The 17355-nt window shown below is 69.4% G+C and carries 15 protein-coding genes and 1 riboswitch; of the genes, 4 read left to right on the forward strand and 11 right to left on the reverse strand.

The features are described 5' to 3' along the window. Positions 1 to 74: 74 nt before the first annotated feature. A riboswitch (cobalamin riboswitch) is annotated at positions 75 to 206 on the reverse strand. The 3 genes from OG558_RS28260 to OG558_RS28270 form a co-directional block, all read right to left on the reverse strand. Beyond that, the gene (locus tag OG558_RS28260) at positions 194 to 403 is read right to left on the reverse strand and encodes a hypothetical protein (protein WP_329475631.1); all 210 of its coding nucleotides are present in this window, start codon (positions 401 to 403) and stop codon (positions 194 to 196) included. It overlaps the preceding riboswitch by 13 nt. Further along, positions 400 to 1410, reverse strand: a complete 1011-nt coding sequence (locus tag OG558_RS28265) for an aldo/keto reductase family protein (protein WP_405065708.1) — start codon at positions 1408 to 1410, stop codon at positions 400 to 402. The genes OG558_RS28260 and OG558_RS28265 overlap by 4 nt, the downstream gene beginning before the upstream one ends. A 22-nt stretch (positions 1411 to 1432) precedes the next feature. Beyond that, positions 1433 to 2020: a DUF3043 domain-containing protein gene (locus OG558_RS28270; RefSeq protein ID WP_405065709.1), complete on the reverse strand. Its 588-nt coding sequence runs from the start codon at positions 2018 to 2020 to the stop codon at positions 1433 to 1435. A gap of 164 nt (positions 2021 to 2184) precedes the next feature. Here OG558_RS28270 and OG558_RS28275 point away from each other — a divergent pair, with 164 nt between their 5' ends. From OG558_RS28275 to OG558_RS28290, 4 genes are all read left to right on the forward strand, one after another. Continuing rightward, complete coding sequence (locus OG558_RS28275) at positions 2185 to 3012, forward strand: PspA/IM30 family protein (RefSeq protein WP_405065710.1); 828 nt, start codon at positions 2185 to 2187, stop codon at positions 3010 to 3012. After that, positions 3009 to 3284: a PspA-associated protein PspAA gene (locus OG558_RS28280; RefSeq protein WP_328521989.1), complete on the forward strand. Its 276-nt coding sequence runs from the start codon at positions 3009 to 3011 to the stop codon at positions 3282 to 3284. Before OG558_RS28275 ends, OG558_RS28280 begins: the two co-directional genes overlap by 4 nt. A gap of 272 nt (positions 3285 to 3556) precedes the next feature. Then, positions 3557 to 5083 (forward strand): sugar transferase, encoded by a 1527-nt coding sequence (locus OG558_RS28285; protein WP_329475634.1) that lies wholly within the window; start codon positions 3557 to 3559, stop codon positions 5081 to 5083. Positions 5084 to 5172: 89 nt separating this feature from the next. After that, complete coding sequence (locus OG558_RS28290) at positions 5173 to 5772, forward strand: RNA polymerase sigma factor (RefSeq protein WP_405065711.1); 600 nt, start codon at positions 5173 to 5175, stop codon at positions 5770 to 5772. 33 nt (positions 5773 to 5805) lie between these two features. Here the strand turns inward: OG558_RS28290 and OG558_RS28295 are convergent, their stop codons facing one another. The 8 genes from OG558_RS28295 to OG558_RS28330 all read right to left on the reverse strand — a co-directional run bounded on the left by OG558_RS28295 (position 5806) and on the right by OG558_RS28330 (position 17348). Further along, positions 5806 to 6177 carry a hypothetical protein gene (locus OG558_RS28295; RefSeq protein ID WP_329475636.1) on the reverse strand — a complete coding sequence of 124 codons (372 nt, stop codon included), beginning with the start codon at positions 6175 to 6177 and terminating at the stop codon, positions 5806 to 5808. A gap of 6 nt (positions 6178 to 6183) precedes the next feature. Then, positions 6184 to 7809 (reverse strand): right-handed parallel beta-helix repeat-containing protein, encoded by a 1626-nt coding sequence (locus OG558_RS28300; protein WP_405065712.1) that lies wholly within the window; start codon positions 7807 to 7809, stop codon positions 6184 to 6186. A gap of 31 nt (positions 7810 to 7840) precedes the next feature. Then, positions 7841 to 9055: a glycosyltransferase gene (locus OG558_RS28305; protein ID WP_405065713.1), complete on the reverse strand. Its 1215-nt coding sequence runs from the start codon at positions 9053 to 9055 to the stop codon at positions 7841 to 7843. Next, entirely contained in the window at positions 9052 to 10281 is a 1230-nt protein-coding gene (locus OG558_RS28310) for a hypothetical protein (RefSeq protein WP_329475639.1), read from the reverse strand. Before OG558_RS28310 ends, OG558_RS28305 begins: the two co-directional genes overlap by 4 nt. Then, on the reverse strand, positions 10278 to 11909 hold the full coding sequence (locus tag OG558_RS28315) for a hypothetical protein (RefSeq protein ID WP_405065714.1): 1632 nt from the start codon (positions 11907 to 11909) through the stop codon (positions 10278 to 10280). Before OG558_RS28315 ends, OG558_RS28310 begins: the two co-directional genes overlap by 4 nt. Next, entirely contained in the window at positions 11906 to 13123 is a 1218-nt protein-coding gene (locus OG558_RS28320) for a Wzz/FepE/Etk N-terminal domain-containing protein (RefSeq protein ID WP_329475641.1), read from the reverse strand. The genes OG558_RS28315 and OG558_RS28320 overlap by 4 nt, the downstream gene beginning before the upstream one ends. 89 nt (positions 13124 to 13212) lie before the next feature. Continuing rightward, a complete protein-coding gene (locus OG558_RS28325) occupies positions 13213 to 15189 on the reverse strand; it encodes an alginate lyase family protein (protein ID WP_405065715.1) in 1977 nt (658 codons plus the stop codon). Beyond that, a complete protein-coding gene (locus tag OG558_RS28330; RefSeq protein WP_405065716.1) occupies positions 15186 to 17348 on the reverse strand; it encodes a bi-domain-containing oxidoreductase in 2163 nt (720 codons plus the stop codon). The genes OG558_RS28325 and OG558_RS28330 overlap by 4 nt, the downstream gene beginning before the upstream one ends. Between the last annotated feature and the right edge of the window lie 7 nt (positions 17349 to 17355).

The raw sequence follows: 17355 nt of genomic DNA on the forward strand, positions 1-17355 counted from the left end.
ATCGGGCCGTGGCCCGGTGGAGGAAGTCCCGCCTGCACCGGCAGGGTAGGGGCCCCACCCGCGGACCACGGCGGGTAGCTGAGCCTGCCTGCGGCACAGTGTTCCGGCTCGCCACCTGAGGTGGCCTACGGTTGCGGGTCAGCGCCGGACTTGGACCGGCTTCCCTGTGACGCAGGCGTGTTCGGACCGAAGCCTACTCTGGCGCGGCCAGACTCATCGGGCCGTAGACCTCCCGGTCGTCCTCCAGCAGGTACACCTGGGCGACGCCACGGTCGGCCAGGTCCCGCCAGAGCTCACCCAGCCAGCTCTCCGCGTCACCCTGTGCGGAGAACTCGGCCCCACCGACCTCACCGGGGTCGACCAGGGCGCCGGAAGCGGTCTCGAACCGCCAGCTCCAGCTCACGAGCCGGGCCGAGTCTGCGGCGCGTTCTGCGCGGTCTTGGCCGGGTCACGCTCGACGATGCCGCCCAGCGTCTCGTCGATCTGCTTCAGCAGGCTCTCCTCGAGCCTCACCCCGGACGCCTTCACGTTCTCGGTGACCTGCTCGGGCCGGGAGGCGCCGATGATCGCCGAGGACACGTTCTGGTTCTGCAGCACCCAGGCGATCGCCAGCTGGGACAGCGACAGACCGGCCTCGTCGGCGACCGGCTTCAGGTCCTGGACCCGGGTGAGCACGTCGTCGGTGAGGAACCGCTTGATGAAGTTCGACCCGGCCGCGTCGGTGGCCCGGGAGCCGTCCGGCGGCTGCTGACCTGGCAGGTACTTACCGGTGAGCACGCCCTGCGCGATCGGCGAGAACACCACCTGGCCGATGCCGAGCTCCTTCGAGGCCGGCACCACCTCGGCCTCGATCACCCGCCAGAGCATGCTGTACTGCGGCTGGTTCGAGACGAACGGGATGCGCAGCTCCCGGGCCAGCCGGTGGCCCTCCTGGAGTTGATCCGCGGTCCACTCGGACACGCCGATGTAGAGCGCCTTGCCGGACCGGACGACGTCGGCGAACGCCTCCATCGTCTCCTCCAGCGGCGTCTCGGTGTCGTACCGGTGCGCCTGGTAGAGGTCGACGTACTCGGTCTTGAGGCGCTTCAGCGAGGCGTTGATCGACTCGTGGATGTGCTTGCGGGACAGACCGGTGTCGTTCGGTCCGCCGGGGCCGGTCGGCCAGTAGACCTTGGTGAAGATCTCCAGCGACTCGCGCCGCTCACCCTCCAGCGCCTCGCCGAGGACCGACTCGGCCTTGGTGTTGGCGTAGGTGTCGGCGGTGTCGAACGTGGTGATGCCGGCCTCCAGGGCCGCCCGCACACAGGCCTTGGCCTGATCGTTCTCCACCTGGGACCCGTGCGTGAGCCAGTTCCCGTACGAGATCTCGCTGACCTTCAAACCACTGTTGCCGAGATAGCGGAAGTCCATACCCCTGACCCTACCGGCCCGGTCAGCTGGGCTTCTCGCCGCGCTTGACCATCGGCTTGGGCATCCGCCAGCGGCGCATCTGCATGGTCCGCCGGACCGCGTAGAACCCCAGCCCCTTGGTGGACTCCTTCGGGAACTTCACCGTGACCGCCTTCCGCAGCCCGGCCGAGAGCAGGAACCAGTCCGCCGCGATCAGTACGATCATCACCAGGAAGAGCAGGTTGACCACGCCGGCCAGCCACGGGAACTGCGCCGAGAACACCACGCCGACCAGCGACACCGCCAGCAGGACCGGCAGCGCGAACTCCATCACCGAGTAGCGGGCGTCCACATAGTCCCGGGCGAAGCGCCGGACCGGGCCCTTGTCGGCGGCCGGCAGGTACCGGTCGTCGCCGGTGCGCAGGGCGTCCTGCATCTTGGCCCGCTCGGTGCGGACCTTCTCCCGCCGGTACGCCGACGCCTCCTTGCGGTTGCGCGGCTTCTTCAGCGCCTGCTTGCGGGCCGCCTCCGCCTCCTTGCGGGTCGGGGTGGGGCGTCCCTTCCCACCCGGCTTGCCCTGGGGCTCGCCGGGTACGGTGGTAGCTGTCTCAGACTTGGTACGACGGAACACGGGGTCTGAACCTCATTCGCAGGGCAGGTCGCGACTCGGGGTGGTCCCCGGACCTAGGCACTACTTTATCGGGGCCGGTCCTGATGGTGTGGTGACCCGTGGGGACATAGGGTGGATAAGGCACGCCGGGTCGTCACGCCGGCACAGAAGGGGTACGGATATCGATGAGCATCTTCAAGCGGATGTCGACGATCTTCAAGGCCAAGGCGAACTCCGCCCTGGACAAGGCCGAGGATCCTCGCGAAACCCTTGACTACTCGTATCAGAAGCAGCTGGAGCTGCTGCAGAAGGTACGGCGGGGCGTGGCCGACGTGGCCACCAGCCGCAAGCGGGTCGAGTTGCAGGCGTCCCAGCTGCAGTCCCAGTCGGCGAAGCTGCAGGAGCAGGCCCAGAAGGCGCTCTCGATGGGCCGTGAGGACCTGGCCCGGGAGGCCCTGACCCGCAAGTCCGGGCTGCAGGGCCAGATCGACGATCTGCAGACCCAGCACGCCCAGTTGCAGGGCGAGGAGGAGAAGCTGACGCTGGCCTCCCAGCGGCTGCAGGCCAAGGTCGAGTCGTTCCGGACCCGCAAGGAGACCATCAAGGCCACCTACACCGCGGCCGAGGCGCAGACCCGGATCAACGAGGCCTTCTCCGGCATCTCCGAGGAGATGAGTGACGTCGGCCTGGCGGTCCAGCGGGCCGAGGACAAGACCCAGCAGATGCAGGCCCGGGCCGGCGCGATCGACGAGCTGCTCGCCTCCGGCGCGCTCGACGACGCGAGCGGTACGGTCAAGGACAACATCACCCTGGAGCTGGACCGGATGTCGTCCGGCTCCGACGTGGAGAACGAGCTGGCCGCGATGAAGGCCCAGCTGTCCGGCGGCAGTGCGCCGAAGGAGCTCTCCGGTGAGGCCGAGGGCGCCGCGGCGCCGCAGTCCACCCAGACCCAGCAGCCAGTGCAGCAGCCGGCCGCCGAGCCGGTGCGACCTCAGGACGGAGACGTTCGATGATCGTTCGCATCATGGGTGAAGGTCAGTACCGCCTCGCCGACGAGAAGCTCGACGCGCTGAACGCGGTCGACGGCGACCTGGAGAAGGCGGTCTCCGCCGGCGACGAGGCGGCCTTCCAGACCGCGTTCGCCGCGCTGCTGGAGTTCGTCCGCTCCGGTGCCAGGGTGCCGGACGACGAGCTGCACGACTCCGACGCGATCCTGCCGCCCGGCGACAGCTCGCTGGCCGAGATGCGCGAGCTGATCAGCGGCGACGGCCTGATCGCCGGCTGAGCCACACCCCGATCTCCGTCCCCGACCCGGCGGCTGATCACTTCTGGTAGTCAAGTCATTCGAGACCCCCGAGGCCCGCATCGCGGCCTCGGGGGTCTCTGCCTGTTAGTTGGGTTGCGCCGGGGTAAACACTCCCTACTAGTGCTGTTGTACGGGGCATCCTCGTAGTACTGTCTGCTTCACGTCGTTGTGGGGGCGGCGTTCATCGAGGTCCGTGACGGGGTGTGGGTTGGTCACGGGCATCGCTTTTCACCTGTGGGGGGTGACTGTGCGTGACTGAATTTGTCATGTCGGAGGGGTTGGCCGAACCAGCTGAGCTGCGGCCGGCGTCGTCGGGGGAGCGTCGTCGGCCGGTCTGGGTGGTTCCGGACGAGGTCCCGGCGATCGTGCCGCAATCGGCCCGGTTCACCGAGGCACGCTGGGTGGGGAGATACCGGCGGGCCGCGCTCGCCGCCGACCTGGGTGCCGGCGTGATCGGGGGCTCGCTGGCGCTGGTGGCCCGGTTCGGGGCCCAGATCAATGTCGGCTACTTCCTGGTCGGGGCCTTGCTGCCGATCGCCTGGCTGGCCTGTGTGGCGCTGCAGCGGGGTTATGAGACCCGCTACTTCGGCACCGGGCCGGAAGAGTTCCGCTCGATCATCCGCGCCGCGGTGGCGCTGACCGCCGTGGTCGCGATCACGTCGTACGCGACCAAGAGCGAGGTCGCGCGTGGATTCGTCGTCCTGGCGGTGCCGATGACGTGCCTGGCGGCGATGACCGGACGCTGGGTGCTGCACCGCAGCATCTCCTGGCGGCGGTTCGCCGGCCGGTGCATGCGCCGGGTGCTCGTTGTCGGACGCAACGATCAGGTGAGTACGCTGCGGCGGCACCTGGAGGAGCGGCCGGCCGACGGCTACGTCGTGGTGGCGAGCTGCCTGCCGCGCGGCGACGCCTTCGCGGAGCCTGAGCTCGAACTCCTGGGCCGGACCGAGATGGACATCCTGGCCGCGGTCGACAAGTACGACGTGGACGTCGTCGCGGTGGCCGCGGATCCGGAGCTGGCCGGCTACACGCTGCGCAAGCTGTCCTGGGCGCTCGAACAGCGCGGGGTCGAACTGATCGTCTCGCCGGGGATCGTCGAGGTCGCCGGTCCGCGGATCTCGATCCGCCCGGTGGCCGGCCTGTCGCTGCTGCACCTGGAGCGGCCGTCGGTCTCCGGCGGGCCGCACCTGCTGAAGAGCATCTTCGACCGGGTGGTCGGCTGCCTGCTGCTGCTGGCGATCGCGCCGATCCTGCTCGTCACCGCGGTCCTGATCAAGCTGACCAGCCGTGGACCGGTGCTGTTCCGGCAGACCCGGGTGGGTCGTGGCGGAGAGCAGTTCTCGATGCTGAAGTTCCGCACGATGGTGGCCGACGCGGAGGCCCGCAAGGCCGAGCTGGCCGTGCTGAACGAGGGCAACGGGGTGCTGTTCAAGCTCCGCGACGATCCGCGCGTGACCAAGGTCGGCAAGTATCTGCGCCGGTTCTCGATCGACGAGCTGCCGCAACTGGTGAACGTGCTCCGTGGCGACATGTCACTGGTCGGCCCACGGCCGCCGCTGCCCGCCGAGGTCGCGCAGTACGCGATCGACGACGCGCGCCGGATGCTCGTGAAGCCGGGCCTGACCGGTCTGTGGCAGGTCAGTGGACGCAGCGACCTGACGTGGGAGGAGTCCATGCGGCTCGACCTGCGCTACGCCGACAACTGGTCGATCGCGCTGGACCTGCTGATCTTGTGGAAGACCGCCCGCGCCGTCCTCGGTAGCGACGGCGCTTACTGACCTCGCTCCGGCCTTCTGCCGGCCGGCGCGACATCCAAGCACCACGTCGGGGGACGACGAACAGCGGTGCATTCCCGAGGGGGGAATTCATGACGCAACACCTCAGTGCCGAATCCGGTACTGATCAGGCAACGACCGAGGACACCACTGTCCGGTCCGAGGCCGCGACCCTGGTGATCCAGGCCGCGTCCGGGGACCAGGGCGCGTGGAGCCGGCTGGTCGATCACTATGCGCGGCTCGTCTGGGCCGTCACCCGCAGCTTCCGGCTCAGCGACAGCGACGCTGCCGACGTGTCGCAGATGGTCTGGCTGCGGTTGCTCGAGCACATTCACCGCGTCGACCCCGAGCGGGTCGGCGCGTGGCTGGTCGTCACGACCCGCCGGGAATGCCTGCGGGTGCTGGCATTCCGCAAGCGTGTCCTGCTCACCTACGAGTCGTCCGCGTTCGAGGGACAGCCGGGCGACCAGCCCGAGCTGGACGCCGAGCTGCTCGCCGGCGAGCGGGCGCACGACGTACGGCGGGCGCTGGAAAGCCTGCCGGATCGGTGGCAGCAGCTGCTCGGCATGCTGATGGCCGACCCGCCCGCGCCGTACGCGGAGATCTCCGCCACGATCGGTATCCCGATCGGCAGCATCGGCCCCATCCGCGGCCGCTGCCTCGAGAAACTCAGACTGCTGCTTGCCTCCTGAAACAGCATTCTGTGTCCGGTCCGGACCGCCTGATCAGAGCATGATCCAGGCGGTCCGGACCGGTCGTTGTGTGCTGCCCGGCCAGCGGAGCAGGAAACTGACCAGCCGCGCGGCGGTCGGGCCCTCGGCCTCGCCGCCGCGGGACTCGACCGCGACCGGACCGGACGGGGAGACCCGCAGCTCGATGGTCAGATCGGCCTGACCGTGCACGTCGACGTCCAGAGTGATGCCGTGGCCGGCGAACCGCAGCCGCCGGATGTCTTCGGAACCAGGGGCGTCGATGATGCTGTCGAAGATCAGGTCGAGGACGTCGAGATCCCGCTCGTGCCGCCCGAAGGCGGCATAGCCGACCGAGCGGAGCAGTGCGATCTGCTCGCCCGCGGCACGCTCAGGAGGCCCGATCATCGCTGCTCAACGCTCCTCGGTCACCTTGATCACGCTGTCGTCGTCCTGCCCGTACGGCGCTCCCTGCCACGAGGCCCAGTTCACCCGCGTGCCCTGGCCGTGCACGATGAAGTTCCACGGCCCGGCGTAGGTGTTGCTGAAGAAACGGTTGCCCTGGTGGTAGGTGATGGCGTCCTGCACGGTGGCCTTCTGGTACGGCGACCAGGTCGGGAACGTACCCCAGTTGGAGAACAACCCGTTGTAGCCACAGCCGCTGCGCGACGCACAGGACTTGCCGATGTTGTCCGGGTCGAGGCTGAACACGTTGTCGTGCACGCGGACGTTCTGGGTCTTCCACCGGCAGTCGCCGAGGTACGGCTGGTCGAGGATGTTGGCCGCGTTGCAGGTCTTGGCGGTGACGAGCTTCGGGTTCACCAGGGTGCCCGAACCCGTGCTGGTGTTGGCCGGTGAGCCGGAGAACCGGTCCGCGTTCTCCCACAGGATTACGCCGGCCCAGTTGTCGGTGAAGACGTTGCCGCTGATCTCGAAGGACTGGTTGAACATTCCGGCCACGCGCTTGTCGGCCCCGGACTCGGAGACGTACAGCGCCGGGGTCGGGAACCCGCCGTTCTGCGGACCCTTGCCGAGACCGTTGCGGACGAACGTGTTGCCGCGGATCGAGGCGTTGTAGCTGGTCTCGTAGACAATGCCCTCGGCCAGGTTGCCGGAGATGTAGTTGCCCTCGATGGCGAAGCTGGTGTTGTTGGTGTCCGCCCACAGCCCCGCGCTGTGGTTGTCGTGGATCCAGTTGGACCGCACGATCGCCCCGGTGACCTCCCAGAACTTGCCGCCGCCGGTGCAGCCGCAGCCCGACTTCACTTTCTCCCAGTCGTCGGTGTTGTTCCCGGCGATCTCGTTGTGCTCGACCACGATGCTGGTGACCTTGCCGGGGTTGTACGCGCTGAAGCCGTACTGGCCGTTGTCCCTCAGACAGTTGCCGCGGACAACGTTGTGGTCACCGATCATCACCCCGGCGCCGGCGTTCTCCCGGATCGTGTTGGCCTCCACCGTCCACTTCGCGGCGGCGTCGTGGTTCACCGCGCCTTCGTCGTTGTTCGTCCGGCGCGCTCCGAAGTTCTGGATGGTGAGGTTCTTGATCACCACGTCGGTGGCGTAGCCGGTGAAGGCGTAGCGGTTCTTCCGGCCGCCGTCCAGCACGGCCCCGGGCGCACCGATGTAGACGTTCCCCTGCTTGGGGATGACCTGGGAGAACGCGCCCGAGCCCAGCGTGTGCTTGCCGGCCTCCAGGTAGAACGTGGTGCCGGCCGGGCTGGCCTCGGTGACGTCGTGCAGGTTCTGCGTGGCGCTGACGACGACGGCGCCCGCGGGTGCGGTGGCCGGGCCGGACAGCGCCTTGACGTTTCCGCAGATCCTGGCCGGCGGGGTTTTCGGCGCCACGACGTTCGCCGCGGTGGACGTCGCGGCGGGGCCGGACGACGCGGCCCCCGTCGAGGACGGCCGGTTCGCGACATAGACACCGGCGCCGGCGACGACCGCGAGCACGGCCACTCCGGCGACGATCACCGTCCGCCGGTTGCGGTACCACGCGGTTCCTCGGCCGGAGACCGGCGGGGACGGGTCGCGCTGTTCCATGGCTCTTCCTTCGGGGGGCACGTGCTGTGGGCTAATGAAGCGGTGTGGCTGACTGGTCGATGGCGAACCGGTAGATGTCGAGCAGTTGCCCGATGGCGTGTCCGGGGTCGTGCTTGGCCTCGTACGTCGCCCGCGCGTTGCGGCCGAGGACGTCGTACCGGTCGGGGTCGGTGTCGACATCGAGCAGGAGCTTCCCCAGGTCGTCGGGGCGGCCGGGATCGAACAACGCGCCGTCGACCCCGTCGGTGACGAGCTCGGGGAAGGAACCGTGGGCGGACGCCAGCGGCGGTACGCCGACCGCCATCGCCTCGACCACGACCAGCCCGAACGTCTCCTCCCACTCCGACGGCAGGACGACCCCGCGGGACTCGCCGAGCAGCTCGAAGACCTCCGGTTTGCTCAGCAGGCCGCGCAGCTCGACCGACGGCCGCGAGGCCGCCCACGCGGTCACCTCGTCCAGCATCGGGCCGCCACCGGCGATGACCAGCCGCAGCGCGTCGTCACCCGCGATCGCGCGGTACGCGTCCCAGCCCTTCATCAGCAGGGGCGCGCCCTTCGCCGCGTCGAGCCGGCCGACATATGCGACCTGTCGCTGCTTGCGTCCGTCGCCGGGGCGGCCGACCGGGCCGTCGTACGGCACGTAGTTGTAGCGGACGAAGCTGCGGTCCGGGTCGAAGCGCAGTCCGGCCAGCAACCTGCGCTGCGACTCGGAGATGAACACGAACGCCGAGACCAGGTCGCGCCAGCTCCGCCGGTGGCTGCGGGTGTTCAGCACCGTGCTCGCGGTCGCCAGCGTGGACCCGCGGTAGCAGCGGTGCCGCACACCGGGGAGCGGATTGCCGCCGGCACAGTCGTGACAGACGGCGCCGTCGCGGAAGAAGTCGCCGCTGGCACAGAGCAGCTTGTAGTTGTGCAAGGAAATCACGACGGGAACGCCCGCGTCCCGGCAGGCGTAGAGCACGGACGGACTCAGGACCGGGAACGTGTTGTGCACGTGGACCACGTCCGGGCGGAACCGCTGCAGCGTCTCGCCCAGATCGCGTTTCGCGGCCGGGTTCCAGACCACGCGGGCCGGCAAGGTGGCCTTCTTCCAGGCCGGCCAGTCCTCGATCTCGTCGCTGCGGCGCTCGAACAGTTCGACGTCCTGGCCGGCCGCGGCCAGCGCCGCGAGCTCCTGATCGACCACCCGGTTCTCGCCGCTGGGCGCCGTCGAGCGGTACCTGTTGTGCACCAGCAGGATCTTCATCGTGCTCCCTCACGCGGAGTCCACGAGTACACCAGCGACGCGGCCAGTGTGAGCTCGAGAAGGTACGGCGACGCCTCGCTGAGCCCGCTCTCGGTGAACGAGGCGACGACGCAGTAGGCGACCAGGAAGAGCGCCAGCGCGCGGCGCGGGCCCTGGGGCTGGAACCAGGCCGCGACCAGCACGAACAGGACGAGGACGATGGTGATGCCGACCCCGAGCAGGCCGACGTCGTAGTACGTGCCCAGCCAGTTGCTGTCGATCGGCAGGCCGTTGAAGGACTTGTTGGACAGCCCGAACCCGAAGAAGGTCTCGAACGTCGAGCGCGGCTGCTCGAGGATCGCGTCCCACACCATTTTGCGGCCGGTCAGGGCGCCGAGTTCGGCGGTGTCCTGCCCACGGGCCAGCCAGGTGGTCACCACCGAGCTGAGGGTGAGCGCGCCGACCGAGAACACGACGACGCCGATCGCGAACGCCCGGCGGACCCGCGTCCGCGCGGTGAACAGACTCAGCCCGGCGATCACCACACCGGCCAGCATGGCGATCAGCGCCGTCCGGGTATGGGTCAGCAACAGGATCGGCGTCGTCACCAGGACACTGGCGAGTGCCACCGAACGACGCAACAGTCCGGCCATCCACAGCACGGCCGTCAGGCCGATCGCGACCGCGGAGTAGTGGCCGACCTGGGTCGGCGGGATGGGCCACAGGACGCCGCCGAGCCGATCGTCGGTGAGCGCGAGACCGGGTGCGACCAGCAACCCGAGCGCGACCGAGCCGACGATGCACCACAGGACCAGCAGATGGGTGCGCACCAGCAGCAGGTCGCGCCGGGTCCACCACGGAGTGAGCAGCCAGAGCACGAGCACGAACAGGAACAGGCGACTGGTCCGGAACAGCGCGCCGAACAGGAACTCGGCCCGGATGCTCGCCAGCAGGGCCTCGGCCGCCAGCAGGCCGGCCAGGAACATGTAGACGCTGGGCCGGATCCGGGCCGGCCGGTTCACGGTCAGCACCACCATCAGGGCGACGACCAGCGACGACTGGGCGATCAGCTTGCCGACGGAGCCCGGGATCGGAATGATGTGCGGCGCGCCGGGGAAGAACGTCATCACGTTCAGCACCAGCAGAGCCCAGACCAGCTGCACCCGCCGCCGGCGGCGCCGCTCCGGCGCGACGGGCCGGCGGCCGACCGCGGCACCGAGCTTCGGGCCGGCGACCTCGGTGCTCATCGCTCGAACATCTCGATATCAGCGGTCCTGGTCGAGGACTCCAGCTCCGCGATCCCGACGCCCTCGTCGGTCCGGTCGGCCCGCAGTACGACGGCGGTGTCGATCTGCAGGCCCGCGAGCCGCAGCATCTCGCCGGTCGCCTGGATCTTGGCCGTCGTCGACCGTCCCGCCGTGACCACGACGGCCGCCCGGGAAGCCCAGCTGCCCAGATGCTCGGCGCCGAGGGCCGGCGTCAGGGTAGCGAGGGTGAGGACCACGTCGGCGACGTCCCACGCGGCGTCCAGGGCGATGTCGTTCGTACCGCCCGAGCGGTTGTTGTCACCCAGCCGCAGGTAGCAGCCCTCGGCCGGTCCGTTGACCGGGTCCGGCAGGAAGACGTCGAGCCGCTTGCCCGGCTCGCTGAACTGCGACTCGTGCGTGCCGGGCGTCTTGACGCCGAGCGTCGCGGCGAGCAGACCGGTCCCGGTGAGGTCGGCGGCCAGCACGTGCCTGCCCTCGGTGGAGTACGACACGGCCAGCGACGCCACGGCCAGCGCACACGCCTTGACGTCGTCGACGCTGACCACGGCCAGCGCCGGAGTCGGCCGCTTCGTCCAGATGATCCGCTGGTCCAGGTGCTGCACCATCAGCTTGATCTCGGGGTTCTGCTGCTGCGAGGCGCGCAGCCGCTTCGGGAACGGCCACAGGCGCCAGCGCGGCGGCCGACCGGTGCTGAGCCGGACCCGGGCCCCGAGCGAGCGGGCGATGTCCTGCCGTTTCCACGCGCGGTCGGACACGAGCGCGCGGACCACCACGAAGCCCAGCCCGATGAAGAGACCTGCCATCAGGCCGGTCATGGCCTTGATGGCCAGCGTCCGCTTCGCCGACACGAGGACCGGCGCGGCCTGGTCGAGCATCCGGCTGCTGTTCATCTTGGACGCCGCGACCTGCTCGTCGAGCAGTTGCTGCCGGACGTACGTCGCCTTGTCCCGGGCGGCGCCGAGCCTGATCATCTCCGGGGTCTGCGGCTGCTCCGGACTGTTCGGGTTGCCACCCGCCGCCACCACAGCCTGTTCCGCTGTGGTCTCCTCGTTCTGGGCGGTGACATAATCGCGGCTGAGTGGCGCCCCCTGGAGCGCGATCTGCTCCTTGCGGAAGATCAGGTACGTCTGCGCCAGAGCCGTGGCCAGCTTGGTGGCATCCTCGCTGGTCTTCGCGCTGACCTTGATCTCCAGGACCCGGTCGGTCAGTGGCGCGACCGTGTACTCCTTGAGCAGGTTGTCCGGTGTCTCCGGCAGCTTCAGGAATTCGATCGTCCGCTCGGCCACGGTGCGGGTGGTGGCCAGGCTGGCGTCGGTGGCCATCGCCTTGGTCGGATCCTCGCCGTCCCGGTGGGTCAGCAGCAGCCGGGCGGACGAGACGCTAGCCGTTGGCAGGGCGACGGCCGTCGTGATCCCGCCGGCCAGACCGATGATCGCCAGTACCAGCCAGATCCGCCAGTGCCGCCGGATGGCGTCGCGGAGGAATCGGTACGTGACCAGGGCGTCCGGCGGAAACGAGGTCGTCGTCTCGTCGGCGAACAGGCCGTCGTCGTCGTCGAACCAGGCGGTCGAGCCGGCCGGGGGATCGGAGTACGGTTGGTTGCTCATCGCGGCCGCCTCGCAGATCCGGTCAGCAGCGTGGGCAGTCGGGAGCCCGCGCGCCGCTGCGCCTGCGAGACCCGGCCGATCGTCCGGTCGGACGGATCGGGATCGGTGACGACCAGGCCGTCGATCGTGCGGTCGTCGGCAGCCGCGGCCACGGCCAGCCGGGCGAGCTCCTCGGCCGTCACGGTGCCGGCCGACAGGGCGACGATCGTACTGGTGGTGGGTTCTGCGCCGTCCAAGTTCGGGGCGTCCTTGTCGACCACGACCAGATGGATGTCCAGGGCAACGGATCCGGACGGTTGCTCCTGGTGGTTGTCGAGCACGATCGACGTACTGATCCCGATCGAGTTGGCGAACGCGGCGAGCTGCGGACCGAGTGGACGGGCCTTGTCGTCCTCGCTGAACGAGATGACGGTCAGCGAGGCCGGCGGCCCACCCTTCACGTCCAGGCCCAGGTTGTGCAACGTCTTGCGCAGGCTCCAGGCGTCGACCGCGGTCGGGGAGTAGTGCTCGAACAGATAGGCCCAGTCCGACACGTCCGTGGCCCGGTACGACGAGACGGAGGCCAGCACCGGCAGCCCGACCGCGTCGGCGACCTCGTCGCGCAGCCGGAGCCGGCGGTCACCGCGGGCCCTGGCCAGCACAGCGATCGAGCCGGCCGCGGCACCCAGCAGCGCGCCGAGCAGGCCGAAGATGCCGAGATGGACCAACATGTTCCCGCCACGGGCGGTGGTCGCTTCCTCGAGCATCCGGGCTCCCGTTTTCTTCCCGAGGTCACCGGGCAGCTTCTGGTCCGTGGTGACGAACACCAGGTAGATCTGGGCGACGGCGTTGGACAGCCGCATCGCCTGCTGCGCGGAGGTTCCCTTGGCATCGATCCTGATCACGTCCGTCGTGACCGCGGTGACATTGACCCGGTCGCGGACCGTCTTCACGCCCAGCGCCGGCGCGAGGTTCTGGCCGGCGCTCCGCAGCACCGGCTCGCTCTCGGCGATGTAGACCTGGGTCGCGATGCTCTGCGTGCCGGCTTCCTTCTCCGCGTCGGTCGCCGGCGGTGGTGGCAGTACCACCAGCGACGTCGCCGTGTGCAGCGGCGGTTCCAGGACGCCGTAGGCGACCCCGCCGAGCAGGCCGACGGCGGCCACCGCGGCGACCACCAGTCGCTGGCGGCGGATGGCCTGCCAGGACTTCTTGACGTCGAGCTGCTGTGCGCTCACAGTCCCCTCCAGTCGAACGTCACCATGACTTCGGAGTAATAGAGGGCGGTGATCCGCGCCTGATACAGCGCGGAGGCAGTGGAGTCCGGTCAGGACCGGAATCGGAAGGTGCTGGTCGCCGGGGCGTCCGCAGCGAGGGTGCCCGAACCGACCAGAGTGGTGATCGGGACCTTGTGGCCGAATCGCGGGGAGTACCAGCCCAGCAACGGATCGTCGCCGCCGCGGTGCGCGGTCCAGCTCAGTCCGGCCGGCAACTCGGCGATCGCCGAACCCGTGGGCCACTCCAGCCGACCGATGGCTCCGTCCAGCTCGACGGATACCTCCGGACCCAGGTGCCACGCCATCCGTACGTCGGACGCCGCATCCAGGTGGTCCTCGACCCGCAGCACGCCATGATCCAGTACGGCGGTCCGCCGGTGAGTGACCGGTGATTCGCCGGCTCGGTAGCCGTCGTGATCGGCGTCCCAGGTGACCACGTCGCCCTCGACGGCGTACCGGCGTACCCGGCCTGTCGCCCCGCGCAGCCAGAGGAACGGGCCACCCCAGGTGGACTGCTCGGTGCCGGCGACCTCGACGGTGTTGTGGGCGATGGTCGAGCGGAAGTAGTTCCGCCAGGCTTCCTCGCCGTGGTAGCAGTACGTGCCAGGGTCGGCCAGGATGTCGACGCCGCCGACCCGGACCTCGAGGGACAGCGCGTCGCAGTGCGCGTGGGCCGCGATGGACAGGAAGCCGTGCGGGCCGGCGTCGGCGCGGCACCAGATCTCCGGGCCGCCGGCTCCGTCGACATTGGTGCGGCTGCGCAGGATCGTCAGTCCGGCGTCCCCGAAGTGTGCCGGCCGCTCGGCCGGACGATCGGATTGCTTGCCGTTGACCAAGGAGCCGACGATGACCGCGGTCGCCGTGACCGGAGTCTTCGGCCACCAGGGTGCTCGGCCGACGACGGCGCCGCCGAGCGACAGGAACGCTGACCAGTGGTGGACATCCGGTGGATCGAGGACGAGCACCATGCCCTCGTCGTCATCGCCCTGCCGAGGTGGTCGCAGCGTGTCGTCGACGATCGCCGCGGCGACGTCGACGGTGCGCGTGAGCAGAGCCCAGGTGCGAGGGCTGAGCGGATGACCGGCCATGTCCGCCTCGAGAGCGGCGTAGAGGCCGAGCTCGGAGACGAAGCGGTGGTAGTCGGTCGCGAGCTCGCGGTTCACACCGGACGGGAACGTGTTGGCGTCGAGTTCCTTCTCCAGCAGGGCTGCCGCGTCGGCCCGCCAGCGCGCGCTCTTGCTGAACCAGGGGAACGCGCAGGCGCCGACGAGCTGGCCGGCGGCCTCGGCGATCACGTGGTTGTTCGCCGACGAGCCACGGCTCTCGAACGCGGCGAGGTAGCGCTGGTGCCAGTAGATCTGCCGGAGAGCGAGTTCGTTGTGCTCGAACAGGTCGGTGACGTCGGGCCAGTCGTTCAGCAGCCGGCGGATCCAGGTCCAGCTGATCAGCCGGAGGCCGATCTCGATCCCGCTGGCCCAATGCACGCCGGACAGGAACGGGTTCGACCGCCACCAGTCGTTCAGGTGGTCGGCGACGCGTTCGGCATACGTGTCGTCGTGGGTCAGGTACCAGGCCGCGGCGAGCTGGGTCAGGTGGTGGTGGCGGGACAGCTCCCACACCTGCTTGACGTTCCCGACCACTTCCTCGTTGCGGTGGTTGAGCCGGAACACGTACTGCGCCGGGTCCGATCGCCGACCCGTGGTCGGGTCGCGGAACCAGTCCGGCGAGCGCAGGTCGGTCCGGTCGGCGCCGAGCACCTCGAGCTTGCCGGCCATGATCGCGTCGGCGGTGGTGATCACCGCCTTGCGGGCCTCCTCCGGTACGGCGCACGCGGTGTGCGGCGGGAGCGTCGTACCGAAGGTCGGCTCCCTGCGCAGCGGGAGGTGAACCTCCGTGTCCTGCCCGGGCCGGACCTGTTGGTAGGCCCAGGCAGTACGGCGTGCGTGGTCGCGGGTGCGCCAGATCAGCTCGGTGGCGGACATCCGGCGCAGGCGGCGGACGTACCAGCCCAGGGGCTGACGGCTCATTGGGTCCCTTGAATGGGCTCCGGGCGGCCACTCGCGAGGCTGCGGTCGACCGCGATGGTCGCGCGGGTGGTGGCGATCAGTGAGTCGAACGAGATCGGCATCGGGCCGCCGGCCTTGACCGCGGCGACGAAGTGTTCGAGCTCGATCCGCTGGCCCTTGTCGGTGCCGCGGGTCTTGCGCGTCGCCGGCTTCCGGCCGATCCACACCGAGGCGCTCTGGAAGTTGTCCAGCCGGCCGTTGCGGCCGCCGCCGGTGATGTCCAGCGTCTCCTTCGGGAAGCGCGCGTTGCCGCCGCCGACGTAGCTGATCGTGCCGACCGAGCCGTTCGCGAACCGCAGCGTGACGACGACGTCGCCGGCGTCGGGACCGGGTACCGCGAACACCTCGGTGGGCGGGCTGTTGAGCCACCAGCTGAGGGTGTCGATGAAGTGGCCGCCCTCACCGCCGAAGCGGCTGCCTTCCTTGTCCTGGTCGAGGTACCAGCTGGACGGGTCGAGCCGGCCCGCGTTCACCAGGTAGCGCAGCGACGAGTTGCCGCCGGGGGTGCCGAAGCGGTCCCGCAGGTCGGTCAGCAGCGGGGCGAACCGCCGGTTGAATCCGACCATCAGCCGGTCGTTGCCGGTGGCATCAACCGTGGCGACGATCCGGTCCACGTCCTCGGTGGTCAGGGCCAGCGGCTTCTCGACGAAGACGGCCTTCCCGCTCTCCAGCGCGCGGCAGGCGAGGTCGGCGTGACTACTGTGCCGGGTCACCACGAACACCGCGTCCAGGCTGCGGTCCGTCAGCACCGCATCCGCGTCGGTCGAGATCGTCTCGAACCCGAACCTCCGTTGCGCGTTGGCCGCCGACAACGACTTGTTCGTCGCCACATGGGCCAGCACCGCGTCCTCATCCTTCTGCAGGTGCGGCAACAACATGCTCGACGCGTAGTTCCCCGCGCCGATGAATCCGAGTCGGACGGAGCCGGTGGTCGGAGCGGACGGTCGCGAAACCCGCGTCGTCTGCGGCGCGGCCTCCTGCTGGGGAACCTCCGGGTACTCGAAGAGGAAGCCGACTCCGGGGAGGGTTCCTGAGCTGAGTTGCTGGTAGACCTCGGTCGCGTCGGCGATCGGGAACACGCTGGCCACCAGGGACCCGACGTCGATCTGTTCGCGGGCGATCAGGTCGATGAAGCATTCCAGGTTGCGGCGTTCGGTCCAGCGAACGTAGCCGGCCGGGTAGTCGATGCCCTCGAGCTCGTAGCGGTCGTCGTACCGGCCGGGGCCGTAGGAGCGCGAGAAGCGGACGTCGAGTTCCTTGTCGTAGTAGGCGTTCCACGGCAGGTCGAGCTTGGTCTTGCCGATGTCGACCACGCGAGCGCGGTCGCGGGCCAGCCGGGCGGCGGTCTCGACCGGGCCGTTCGAGTGGCCGCCGGCGGCCAGCAGGATGCGGTCCGCGCCGAGGCCGTTCGAGGCCTCGAGCAAGGCCCGTTCCAGCGTTGCGACCCCGGCCTCGTCCGCGGACGAGCAGTGCAACGCGCCGGCCTTCTCCGCCATCCGGCAGCGGTCCTCGACCGTGTCGATGCCGAAGACGCGTACGCCGGCCGCGACCAGCAGCCGCACCACGAGCTGACCGACCAGGCCGAGCCCGATCACGACCGCGGTCTCGCCGAGCTGCACCTCCGCCTGCCGCACGCCCTGCATCGCGATCGCACCGACCGTCGAGAATGCGGCCTGCTCCGGCGGCACTCCGTCCGGCACCGGCACGCACAGGTTGACCGGCACCCAGTTGTACTCCGCGTGCAGCGCGAACTCGTTGCCCGCGGCAGCGACCAGCTGCCCGACGCTGAACTCTTCGGCACCGGCGCCGACCTCGACGACCACACCACACAGCGAGTAGCCCAGCGGTGTGTAGGAGTCGAGTTTGTTCATCACCTTCTTGTAGGTGTTGACCGCGCCCTGCTGGGCGACCGAGTCGAGCACCTTCCGCACCTGGTCCGGACGCGCTTTCGCCTTGCCGACCAGCGACAGCTTCGCCTCGCCGACCTTCATCAGCTCGGTGCCGGTCGAGATCAACGAGTACAGCGAACGGATCAGCACGCCACCGGGCGCACAGGTGGGCGGAGGCACGTCCAGGACCGCCAGCTCACCGGACTTGTAGTTCTGTGCAACCTGCTTCATGTCGGTC

The organism is Kribbella sp. NBC_01510 (assembly GCF_045040325.1).
GTDB lineage: Bacteria > Actinomycetota > Actinomycetes > Propionibacteriales > Kribbellaceae > Kribbella.